The sequence below is a fragment of the Oribacterium sp. genome (assembly GCF_057249185.1).
In genome coordinates this window covers 1-10683 of sequence record NZ_DBHIGR010000066.1, presented here as the reverse complement: position 1 = coordinate 10683, position 10683 = coordinate 1, and the positions used below count along the sequence as shown (strand labels likewise).

Genomic DNA, 10683 nt, shown 5'->3' with positions numbered 1-10683 from the left:
AACCGGCACGGTTTCCCGCTTGATTTTGAGTCAAGTGCGTCTGCCATTCCGCCACGGCGGCAAGAACAGAACCTAGGTTACCACTTTTTTCTTTTCTTTGCAAGTCCTTTATCAAGAAAATGGGAGAAAAATGAATTGTTTAGAGGCCAGAAAATATATTAATGATTTTATCCAGGGCAACTGGGAAGAGGAGCAATGTGAGTCCTTTTTAGAACATATGGAATCCTGTAAAGACTGTCGGGAAGAGCTCAGAATTACTCATATGATTTATGAGGGTTTGCAGAGCCTGGAGGGAGAACAGGAAGAACTGCAGCTGGAAAAATCCTATCAAAACTTAATAGAAGAAGCCAATTTTTTTATCTTCCAAAACCATTTTTTCAGGGGATTAAGAATTGTGGTTCATTCCCTTCTTTTTTGGGCAGTTTTCTTTTCTGCCTGGTATAGTTTGTACGGATTTATAGGATAGGAGTAAGGCATTGAAAAGAGAGAAAATCTTATTAATCGATGGTCATAGTATTTTGAGCAGGGCCTTTTACGGGGTTCCATTTTTAAACAACAAAGAGGGAATTCCCACTAACGGCATCTATGGCTTTTTAAACATTTTGTTTAAAGAGATAGAGGTGGAAGAAACGGAATATGTGGCGGTGGCCTTTGATGTACCGAAACCTACATTTCGCCATAAGCTTTTCCCGGAATATAAGGGAACCAGAAAGGGAATGCCGGAGGAGCTGAAGGAACAGGTTCCTTTATTGCAGGAGCTTTTACGGAAAATGCATATGCCCCTCCTGATGATGGAGGGCTTTGAAGCGGATGATATTCTGGGCACCGTTGCCAAGCAAATGCAGGCAGAGGGAAAGGAAGTTGTGGTGGTCTCCGGAGATCGGGACCTTTTACAGCTCTCCGATGAACATATTAAAATCAGCATCCCCAAAACCTCCAAGGGAGAGACCAAGGTTTACTCCTATTATCCTAAGGATGTGGAGGAGGAATGGGGGGTAAGTCCTTTAGAGTTTATTGATTTGAAGGCTCTTATGGGAGACAGCTCCGACAATATTCCGGGAGTTCCCGGAATGGGAGAAAAAACCGCCACATGGATTATCCAAAAATATAAAAGTATTGAAGAGGCCTATGCTCACGCAGAGGATCCTGAATTCAAGGTGCCCAGAAAACCAAGTGCCGGAAAGGATCTTAAGGAGAATTTTGAACTGGCAAAGCTCTCCAAGGAGCTTGCCACCATCAATATCCATGTGCCCATCACCTTGAACTTTTCCGATTGTAAGTGGGAAAACTATGCCAATTCCGAAAGTAAGGAATTGATTCGAAAGTGGGAATTCCGTTCCCTTTATTCCCGCTTTGAAGAGGCGGAGACTACAACGGAGAAAAATCTGAGTCTTCCGGCCTGGAAGGATGTGGAAGATCCTTATCTTGCCAAAATTGCCTTTAAGGATGCAAAAAAACAAAAAACAGCCGGAATTTTTCTGCAAGCAGATTCCTCCGAGGAGAAAAAGCCATATGTGTATCTCTGTCTTTCCGACACAAGGCTCTATCGGATTCCACTATCCCTTTGTGAAGAGGATCTTAAAGAGCTGTTCAAGGAGGGAGAATATTTTACCCTGCAATTAAAGGAACAGTATCATCTTTGGGAGGGGCTTTTAGAGGGAGAAATTCATGACCTGGCTCTTGGCGCTTATCTTTTAAATCCCTTAAAGGATTCCTATGCCTATGATGATTTAGCCCTAGATTATATGGACCTTGTGCTGCCCGGGAAGAAGGAGCTTCAAAATCCTGCTGAAGAGGGATTGTACTCCGCCTTTGTCTGTCTGCAAGCCAAGGATAGAATTTTTCAAGAGCTGAAGGAGACAGAGCAGTGGGACTTATATCATGATGTGGAGGAGCCTTTGGTGCCCGTTCTTTTCCGTATGGAGAAGGCGGGAATTTTAGTGGATAAGGAAGCCCTTCTGTCCTACGGAGAAGAGCTGAAAAAGAAAATTGCAATGCTCCAGGAAGAGATCTACGCCATGGCAGGGGAGGAGTTCAATATTAATTCTCCTCAACAGCTGGGGGTAATCCTATTTGAGAAAATGCAGCTACCCGGTGGAAAGAAGACGAAGACCGGATATTCCACCGCGGTGGATGTTTTGGAAAAATTACAGGAAGACTATCCTATTGTAGGGAAAATCCTGGAATACAGAACCTATTCCAAGTTAAACTCCACCTATGCGGAGGGACTAAGTAATTATGTGGGAGAGGATCAAAGAATCCATGGAAGCTTCCAGCAGATGGTAACTGCAACAGGAAGGCTTTCTTCCACTGAACCGAATTTACAGAATATTCCGATTCGTACGGAGATGGGAAGGGTATTCCGTTCCGTCTTTATTCCCAAGGAGGGATCGGTTTTTCTGGATGCGGACTATTCTCAGGTGGAGCTTAGACTTTTAGCTTCTCTGTCCAAGGATGAAAAACTGATTGAAGCCTACAGGAAGGATGCGGATATTCACAGAGTAACAGCATCAGAAGTGTTTCATGTGCCTTTGGAAGAAGTAACGCCGGAGCTTAGAAGAAATGCCAAGGCGGTGAACTTCGGTATTGTATACGGCATATCCGCCTTTGGGCTTTCCGAGGGATTAAGCATCTCCCGACAGGAGGCCAAGGAGTATATCGAGCGCTATTTCACAAGCTATCCCAAGGTTAAGGAATATTTAGACGGAGAAGTAGCCTTTGCCAGAGAACATTCCTTTGTGAAGACTCTTTTCGGCAGACGCAGACCTTTACCGGAGATTCATGCCTCCAACTTTATGAGAAGAAGCTTTAGTGAACGTGTAGCCATGAACGCTCCTATTCAAGGTACCGCGGCGGATATTATCAAAAAAGCCATGGTTATGGTGGATCGGAAACTGGCGGAAAATAACTGTCAAAGCCGTATAGTTCTTCAAATCCATGATGAGCTCTTATTGGAAGTTGTAAAGGAGGAGCTGGAGACCGTAAAGGATATTCTTGTTTCCGCCATGGAACATGTGGTTTCCCTGCCGGTACCTTTGATTGTAGAGGCCACTGTAGGAAATAACTGGGATGAGGCTCACTAAATGGAAATTGAGAAGAAGGATTTAATGCCCCTTAGCTTTTTAAAAAAGGAAAGATATACCGCCTCCTTTCAGGGAATGCGGTATTTTATGGAAAAAAAGGAAGAAGGGGAGAACCATTTGTTGGTAGCCTGCTGGCCGGAGCCCTTTGCCTTTGCGTATACGAAAGAAGAGGAGAAAAGCTATAAAAGCTTTCCCTTTACGGAAGAAGGTTTGGAAGAAGCCAGGGTATATTTAATGGAAGAATGGGAAAGGCGGAAAGGGTGAAGAAGGAAATCATTGGAGTAATCGGCGGGATTGCCAGCGGAAAATCCACCGTACTTTCCATCCTCCAAGGAGACTTTTCCTATCGGATTTTGCGAATGGACGAGTTGGCTAAGGCATTATATCAAGAAGAAGCTGTATTAAGAGAGATGAAAAAGCTTTTGCCTGACTCGGTATTTACAAAGGAGGGAGCTTTATCCTTTCCAAGACTTAGAAGTCTTTTGTTTACTGAGCCGGAGAGAAAGAAGCATCTGGAAGAATTGATTCATCCATTGGTTTTTCAAGAAGTATCTAAAGAAATAGCGCGGCTAAGAGCACTGGGAGAAAAGCTTGCGGTGGAGACGGCTTTACCCAATCAGGATTTTCTTTTGCAATGCGACCTGATTTTTTATCTGGAAGCATCGGAAGAAAGCCGTTGTCAACGCTTGATAGAAAGTCGGGGGCTGAATAAAGAAGAAGCCTTACGGATTATTCAAAGCCAAAGCGTTGAGCGCTTTCGGGAGAAGGCTCAGCTAGTAATCAATACAGAAGAGAGTATAGAAAGAGTAAGAGATGAGATTTGCCAGTATTTCCAGCGGATCTAGCGGAAATGTAAGTTTTATTTCCTCCGGAACACACCACATCCTTTTGGATGCCGGAGTGGGAATCCGGAGTATAGAGTCGGCATTAAGAAGCATGGATATTTCCTGTAAAGAGATTGAGGGAATCTGTGTCACCCATGAACATATCGATCATATTAAGGCCATAGGGAGCCTTTGCAGAAAATACGGTATTCCCGTTTATGCCACTCTGGGCACATTACAGGGAATTTTACTTTGTGATGCCATGAAGGAGTTTCCCAAGGAGCTTTTGCGTCCTATTCTAAAGGACAAAAGCTTTCAAATCGGAGACCTTTCCGTCTTGCCCTTCAGTGTTTCTCATGATACCAGAGATCCGGTGGCTTATCGGGTGAGCTGTGGCGAGAAATCCGTAGCGGTGGTTACGGATTTAGGCTGTTATGATGAGTATACGGTCTCTCATTTACAAAATCTGGATGTCCTTCTTTTGGAGGCCAATCATGATGTCACTATGGTGGAAAGAGGCCCCTATCCTATGGCTTTGAAAAGACGAATTTTATCCAATGTAGGACATCTTTCCAATCTTCATAGTGGAGAGTTGTTAAAGGAACTGGTACATCCCGACTTAAAAAAAGTATTTCTTGGGCATCTCAGTGCGGAAAACAATGATCCGGACCTGGCTTTGGCTACCGTGAAAAAAGAGGTAAAGGAGCCGGATTTGGAGATAGCTTTGGCAAAACGTTCCGGTTTATCGGATTGTGTGGAGTGGTAATCATGATCAATGGGAAAAAGGTAGCCGGCGTAGTCAGTGAATTTAATCCCTTTCATAAGGGACATGAATACTTACTCCGGGGAATTCGGCAGGATTTTCAGGCGGAGTATATTGTAACGGTAATGTCGGGAGACTTTGTACAAAGGGGAGAACCCGCTTTTTTTTCAAAATTTGAAAGGGCGGAGAAGGCGGTAAACAAGGGAATAGACCTTGTTATCCAACTGCCGGTTCTGTATTCCCTGGCATCCAGCGAATATTTTGCTTACGGAGCCATCAAGATTTTGGAAGAGCTTTCCTTTGTGGATATATTGGTTTTCGGCTCGGAGTCCTACGATTTAAATCGGCTTAGAAGCCTTGCCAAGTTTTTTCTTCGGGAGAAAGAGGGGCAGGAAGAGGAATATCAAAAGAAATTAAAGGACTATATGGCGAAGGGAAATTCCTATCCCAAGGCAAGAGAAATGGCTTTGGAAGCTTTTTTTCCGGGAAAAATTTTGGCCAATGACGGTTTGGGAATTTCCTATTTAATGGCTTTAGAGAAACTGCATTCTTCCATGGAAGTAGGGATTATCCCGAGAAATCTTCACCTTAGCTCTGCCCACAGTATCCGGAAGGATATTCGGGAAAGCTGCGGAAAGGAATGCGATCACCGTTGTTATACGGAAGCAGAAAAGCTCTATCCTTTTCTACGTTTTAGCCTTATGGAATTAAAAAGAGATCGGATCGCCTTGGACTCCTTTTGGGATGTATCTCCTGATCTGGCAAATCGAATAGAAGCTTCTTTTACGGAAAAGCTTCCTCTTACCCGGTGGATTCAATATCTTAAAGGAAAAAACTATACCTATAGCAGAGTAAGCAGGTCTCTACTACATATTCTTTTGGATATAAAAGAAGAGGAAGCAAGGGAAGAATTGGAAAAGCGCTCTCCCTATTACAGAATTTTGGCCGCAAGCAGTTTAGGGAGAGATTTGCTGTCCTACCTTCCTCCCAACAGCATTTTTCGATTGGGAAATGCTCTGAAGGAGCATCCGGAATGGGAGGAATTAAGGCTGATGAAGTGGGATTTATTTGCGGGACAATTATTTCAGGAAATCTACCTGACGGGAAGAGAAGAACGACGTGAAAAGTTCATAAAATTGTGATAGTATAGAGATAATAAGGAGGTAGTAAGAATGAAGCTGGTTTATGCCATAATACGGAACGATAATGAAGATGATGTAACTTCCGCTTTAATGCAGGAAGGCTTTACGGTAACCAGACTGTCTACGACAGGTGGCTTTTTAAGAAAGGGAAGTACTACTTTGATGATCGCCCTTCAGGACGAACAGCTGGAACAGTGTATTGATATCATTAAACAGCAAAGCGGAAGTCGTCAGGAAATCACTGTTAACATGCCCTATGTTTCCGGTTCCAGTCTGATGAATTACACCACCATGCCCATGAATGTGGAGATTGGCGGGGCAACCATTATGGTTGTTCCTTTGGAACGTTTCGAAAAATACTAAAATATGTTTAATTAAAAGGGAAGGATATTGAATATAGTATACAAAAATATGCAATGTTCTTTAGAACTTCCCTTTTTTCCTCTCTCTTCCTTTGCTATAATGGCAAGGAAGAGTTTTATCATGTCAGAAAAAGGAGAGAATATGTCATTTATTGAGGATGTAAAAGCAAAAGCAAAGGCAAAGCAGAAGACCATCGTATTACCGGAATCTGAGGACAAGAGAGTTCTTCAGGCGGCAGAACAGATTCAGAAAGAGGGATTTGCTCGTCTGATTCTTCTTGGAGAGAAGGAGCAGGTGGAGAAGGATGCCAAAGCCTGGGGAGTAGACCTTTCCGGTATTGAAGTTGTAAACCCGAAGACCTATGCCAAGTTGGAGGATTATGTTTCCACTCTGGTAGAGCTTAGAAAGTCAAAGGGAATGACTGAAGAAGAGGCAAGAAAGCTTCTGACAGAAAGCAACACCTATTTTGGTGTGATGATGGTGAAGAAGGGAGAGGCTGACGGTTTAGTTTCCGGAGCGAACCACTCTACCGCGGATACCCTCCGTCCGTCTCTTCAGATTTTAAAGACCAAGCCGGGCACAAAGCTTGTTTCCGCTTTCTTTGTTATGGTTGTTCCTGATTGTGAATACGGAGAGAAGGGAACCTTTGTCTTCTCTGATTGCGGTTTAAATCAAAACCCGACTCCTGAAGAGCTGGCAGCTATTGCAGAGTCTTCCGCAGAATCCTTCCGTTTCTTGGTAGGGGCAGAGCCTAAGGTAGCTATGCTGTCTTATTCCACTATGGGATCTGCAAAGCATGCGGATGTTACCAAGGTACAGGATGCTACCAAGATTGTGAAGGAGAATAATCCGAATCTTTTGGTAGACGGAGAATTACAGTTGGATGCAGCTTTAGTGGAGTCTGTAGCCAGCTTAAAAGCTCCCGGATCCAAGGTGGCAGGTCATGCCAATACTTTGATTTTCCCGAATTTGGATGCAGGAAACATCGGCTATAAGCTTGTACAGAGATTGGCAAAGGCTGAAGCCTATGGACCTATGACTCAGGGAATTGCCAGACCGGTTAATGACTTATCCCGTGGCTGCAATGTTGCCGATATTGTAGGTGTTGTTGCGATTACTGCAGTGCAGTGCCAACTTTACGATAATAACTAATCATTGGGAGGAACTATGAAAATTTTAGTAATTAACTGTGGATCATCTTCTTTGAAGTATCAGCTGATTGATATGGAAGGGGAGACCGTAATGGCCAAGGGACTTTGCGAAAGAATCGGTATTCCCGGTTCCAGATTAAAGCATGAGGTTCCCGGAAAAGAAGATTATGTGGTAGAAACAGATCTTCCGGATCATTCTGTAGCAGTAAAGCTGGTATTTGATGCACTGACCGGAGACTATGGTGTGGTTAAGTCCGTTGATGAAATCGGTGCCATCGGACATCGTGTACTGCACGGCTCCAATCGTTTCACGGAAAGTATTATTGTAAATGATGAAGTAAAGAAGGTTATTCGGGAGTGCTTCGACTTGGGTCCCTTACATAACCCTGCGAACCTTATGGGTATCGAGGCTTGCGAGAAGGTTGTTCCCGGTAAGAAGAATGTAGCGGTTTTCGATACTACCTTCGGTATGACTCTTCCGGAGAAGGCATATTACTATGCTATTCCTAAGGAATACTATGATAAGTATGCCATTCGTCGTTACGGCTTCCACGGAACCAGCCATGCCTACGTTTCTCAGGAAACCATTCGTTTCGGCGGTTTGGATCCTGAAAAGGCAAAGGTTATTGTATGTCATTTAGGTAACGGTGCTTCTATTACCGCTTCTATCGGCGGTAAGGCTGTGGATACATCTATGGGACTTACTCCGTTGGAGGGCTTAATTATGGGTACCCGTTCCGGTGATATTGACGGCGGTGTAATCCAGTTTATTGCCAACCACGAGAACAAGACTGCTGATGAAGTTTTGAACATTTTAAATAAGAAGTCCGGTGTATTGGGAATGACCGGTATTTCCTCCGACTTCCGTGATATTGAGAAGGCTGCAGAAGAAGGCAATCATATGGCTAAAGTGGCTCTTGATGCTTTCCGCTACAGAGTAGCTAAGTATATTGGAGCATATGCTGCTGCCATGAACGGTGTGGATGCCATTTCCTTTACCGCAGGTGTAGGAGAGAATGACAAGGTAACAAGACAGCTCGTGGTTGAGGAGTATTTAGGCTATCTTGGTGCAAAGATTGATCCGGAAAGAAACGATGTTCGCGGAAAAGAGCGTTTAATTTCCACCGATGATTCCAAGGTTAAGATTTTCTTGATTCCTACCAATGAAGAGTTGGCTATCGCAAGAGATACAAAGCGTTTGATTGAAGCTTAAATTAGGCATAATTTTTTCGCTTTCCTTTAGATTTTGCTTGCATTTTATGGAAAACTAGTGTATCTTTACACGAGTGTGTTTTTCTAATGTAAAGCATAGCCCAAATTCACCGATTCAAACTCGGTTAAGACAGGAGGTGTAAATATGTCTATTTGTCCAAAGAATAAATCATCCAAAGCCCGCAGAGATAGCAGAAGAGCAAATTGGAAGATGGGTGCAACAAACCTTGTAAAGTGCTCTAAGTGTGGTGCATTGGTTATGCCTCACAGAGTTTGTAAGGCTTGTGGTTCTTATAATAAGCGCGAGATTATTACTGTAGAGGACTAAGAGTTAAAAGGAGCTTCATAAGAAGCTCCTTTTCTTATGGCTTACAGTTATGTAACAACTGAATTTATGGTACTTTCGTATAGAAATAGTAGAATGGTTTGAGCTCTCTTTTCTGTTTTTAGGGAAAAACAAAAATAATTCCTAAAATTACTAGACTTGTGCACAATCTAATGATAAACTACCCTTCGAGCGTAAGCTTAACACTTAAGTTTAAAGAAAAAGGAGAGAATATCATGAAGAAATATGTATGTACAGTATGTGGTTATATCTATGATCCTGAAGTAGGAGAGGAAAGTGCAAATGTTGCAGCGGGAACAGCTTGGGAAGATGTTCCTGAAGATTTTCTTTGCCCCTTATGCGGTGTAGGAAAGGATCAGTTCGAGCCATCAGAGGAGTAAAAGATGTATTCATGCAGAAAACTTAGAGATGATTTAGTATATGTTGGAGTAGAAGATAGAAGACTGCACCTGTTTGAGAATTTGTTTCCATTGGACAGAGGGGTAAGCTATAATTCCTATCTTTTACTGGATGAAAAGACCGTTTTGTTGGATACCTGCGACCAAACCGTTTCTCGCCATTTTATTGAGAATATAGAGTTTGCCCTTGCGGGAAAGACCTTGGATTATCTGGTAATTAATCATATGGAGCCGGATCATTGCGGGAGCATTCAGGACTTGTACGAAAAATATCCAAAGCTTTCCATTATTTCCAATGCTAAAACTTTTCAGATGCTGGATCAGTTTTATCAGATGACTATTCCTGCAGACAGAAAAGTGGAAGTAAAGGAAGGCGATGAGTTTTCTGTTGGAAGACATACCCTTAAGTTTGTCTTTGCACCTATGGTACACTGGCCTGAGGTTATGTTTACCTATGATATGACGGACAAGACCTTGTTCTCTGCGGATGCCTTTGGCGTTTTTGGTTGCAACAACGGCAATATCCTTGCCCACGAGCAAAGATACAAGGATAAGGATTTTCTGGATGATGCCAGACGTTATTATTCCAATATTGTTGGAAAATACGGCCCTCAAACCCAGGCGGCTTTAAAAAAGGCCTTAAGTCTGGAAGTAGAGATGCTTTGTCCTTTACATGGACCGATTTGGACGGAAGACCTTTCTTTTATCATTGATAAATATGACAAATGGTCCCGTTATCTTCCGGAAGAGAAGGCCGTTGTGATTCTGTATAATTCCGTTTATGGCAATACAGAAACCGTGGTAGACCATTTTGCATTAGAGCTTGGTATTCGCGGAGTTAAGAACATCAAAGCCTACGATGTATCCAAGACGGATGTATCCTATTGCATTGCAGAATGTTTCCGTGCCAGTCATCTGGTATTTGCGGGAACAACTTATAACAATAACCTTTTTCCGAAGATGGAAAATCTCATTACCGACATGAAGAATCTGAATGTGCAGAATCGAAAGATTGCTATTTTAGAAAATGGAAGCTGGGCTCCTCAAAGCGGTAAGCTGATGAAGAAAGCCTTTGATGAGATGAAAAATATGAGCTATATCGGCGACATTCTTACTGTAAAGTCCGCATCCGTGGATCGCAGCGCTTTAGAGAAATTGGCTGATGAGGTAGCTGATTCCGTATTAGGAAAAGAATAAAACTTGCACAATACCGAGTTTTCTGATGAATCGGAAAAGCCGGATATATCATCTGTTTCCGGAGTGTATTCATTAAGCTTTAACGCGGAAAAAAGGGTTTTAAAAATCAAAAATAGAAATTTTCGGCAATATAGGTCTGAATACGAGGCAGTCTGAGCCCGACGGTACTTGCGAAAAACAAGAGAAACGCAGTTTTTCGCTTAG

At 42.9% G+C, this 10683-nt stretch carries 12 protein-coding genes; all 12 read left to right on the top strand.

All coding sequences use genetic code 11. From position 1 onward, the window contains the following. Positions 1-130 precede the first annotated feature (130 nt). The 12 genes from ACO4PX_RS05310 to ACO4PX_RS05255 all read left to right on the top strand — a co-directional run bounded on the left by ACO4PX_RS05310 (position 131) and on the right by ACO4PX_RS05255 (position 10479). Positions 131-466, top strand: a complete 336-nt coding sequence (locus ACO4PX_RS05310) for an anti-sigma factor (protein ID WP_007156050.1) — start codon at positions 131-133, stop codon at positions 464-466. 10 nt (positions 467-476) lie between these two features. Next, on the top strand, positions 477-3083 hold the full coding sequence (gene polA / locus ACO4PX_RS05305) for a DNA polymerase I (RefSeq protein WP_485571844.1): 2607 nt from the start codon (positions 477-479) through the stop codon (positions 3081-3083). After that, positions 3084-3347, top strand: coding sequence for a hypothetical protein (locus tag ACO4PX_RS05300; protein WP_485571842.1), 264 nt, complete (start codon positions 3084-3086; stop codon positions 3345-3347). Beyond that, complete coding sequence (gene coaE / locus ACO4PX_RS05295; protein WP_485571840.1) at positions 3344-3928, top strand: dephospho-CoA kinase; 585 nt, start codon at positions 3344-3346, stop codon at positions 3926-3928. Before ACO4PX_RS05300 ends, coaE begins: the two co-directional genes overlap by 4 nt. Continuing rightward, positions 3897-4673 (top strand): MBL fold metallo-hydrolase, encoded by a 777-nt coding sequence (locus ACO4PX_RS05290; protein WP_485571838.1) that lies wholly within the window; start codon positions 3897-3899, stop codon positions 4671-4673. Before coaE ends, ACO4PX_RS05290 begins: the two co-directional genes overlap by 32 nt. Positions 4674-4675: 2 nt before the next feature. Next, positions 4676-5812 (top strand): nucleotidyltransferase family protein, encoded by a 1137-nt coding sequence (locus ACO4PX_RS05285; RefSeq protein ID WP_485571836.1) that lies wholly within the window; start codon positions 4676-4678, stop codon positions 5810-5812. A 30-nt stretch (positions 5813-5842) separates the two neighbouring features. Beyond that, a complete protein-coding gene (locus ACO4PX_RS05280) occupies positions 5843-6175 on the top strand; it encodes a cyclic-di-AMP receptor (protein ID WP_007156056.1) in 333 nt (110 codons plus the stop codon). Positions 6176-6316: 141 nt separating this feature from the next. Next, on the top strand, positions 6317-7327 hold the full coding sequence (gene pta, locus ACO4PX_RS05275; protein WP_485569809.1) for a phosphate acetyltransferase: 1011 nt from the start codon (positions 6317-6319) through the stop codon (positions 7325-7327). A gap of 15 nt (positions 7328-7342) precedes the next feature. Further along, positions 7343-8539, top strand: coding sequence for an acetate/propionate family kinase (locus ACO4PX_RS05270; protein WP_485534727.1), 1197 nt, complete (start codon positions 7343-7345; stop codon positions 8537-8539). A gap of 144 nt (positions 8540-8683) precedes the next feature. Then, positions 8684-8866, top strand: coding sequence for a 50S ribosomal protein L32 (gene rpmF, locus ACO4PX_RS05265; protein ID WP_007156060.1), 183 nt, complete (start codon positions 8684-8686; stop codon positions 8864-8866). Positions 8867-9099: 233 nt separating this feature from the next. Further along, positions 9100-9264 carry a rubredoxin gene (gene rd / locus ACO4PX_RS05260; protein ID WP_183684051.1) on the top strand — a complete coding sequence of 55 codons (165 nt, stop codon included), beginning with the start codon at positions 9100-9102 and terminating at the stop codon, positions 9262-9264. A gap of 3 nt (positions 9265-9267) precedes the next feature. Beyond that, complete coding sequence (locus tag ACO4PX_RS05255; protein ID WP_308580493.1) at positions 9268-10479, top strand: FprA family A-type flavoprotein; 1212 nt, start codon at positions 9268-9270, stop codon at positions 10477-10479. Positions 10480-10683: the final 204 nt, after the last annotated feature.

Bases quoted from the DNA above. Each gene is read 5' to 3' on its own strand.
- ACO4PX_RS05280 (WP_007156056.1), top strand. From the start codon at position 5,843: ATGAAGCTGGTTTATGCCATAATACGGAACGATAATGAAGATGATGTA.
- ACO4PX_RS05290 (WP_485571838.1), top strand. From the start codon at position 3,897: ATGAGATTTGCCAGTATTTCCAGCGGATCTAGCGGAAATGTAAGTTTT.
- ACO4PX_RS05285 (WP_485571836.1), top strand. From the start codon at position 4,676: ATGATCAATGGGAAAAAGGTAGCCGGCGTAGTCAGTGAATTTAATCCC.
- rd (WP_183684051.1), top strand. From the start codon at position 9,100: ATGAAGAAATATGTATGTACAGTATGTGGTTATATCTATGATCCTGAA.
- ACO4PX_RS05310 (WP_007156050.1), top strand. From the start codon at position 131: ATGAATTGTTTAGAGGCCAGAAAATATATTAATGATTTTATCCAGGGC.
- ACO4PX_RS05300 (WP_485571842.1), top strand. From the start codon at position 3,084: ATGGAAATTGAGAAGAAGGATTTAATGCCCCTTAGCTTTTTAAAAAAG.
- pta (WP_485569809.1), top strand. From the start codon at position 6,317: ATGTCATTTATTGAGGATGTAAAAGCAAAAGCAAAGGCAAAGCAGAAG.
- ACO4PX_RS05270 (WP_485534727.1), top strand. From the start codon at position 7,343: ATGAAAATTTTAGTAATTAACTGTGGATCATCTTCTTTGAAGTATCAG.
- ACO4PX_RS05255 (WP_308580493.1), top strand. From the start codon at position 9,268: ATGTATTCATGCAGAAAACTTAGAGATGATTTAGTATATGTTGGAGTA.
- rpmF (WP_007156060.1), top strand. From the start codon at position 8,684: ATGTCTATTTGTCCAAAGAATAAATCATCCAAAGCCCGCAGAGATAGC.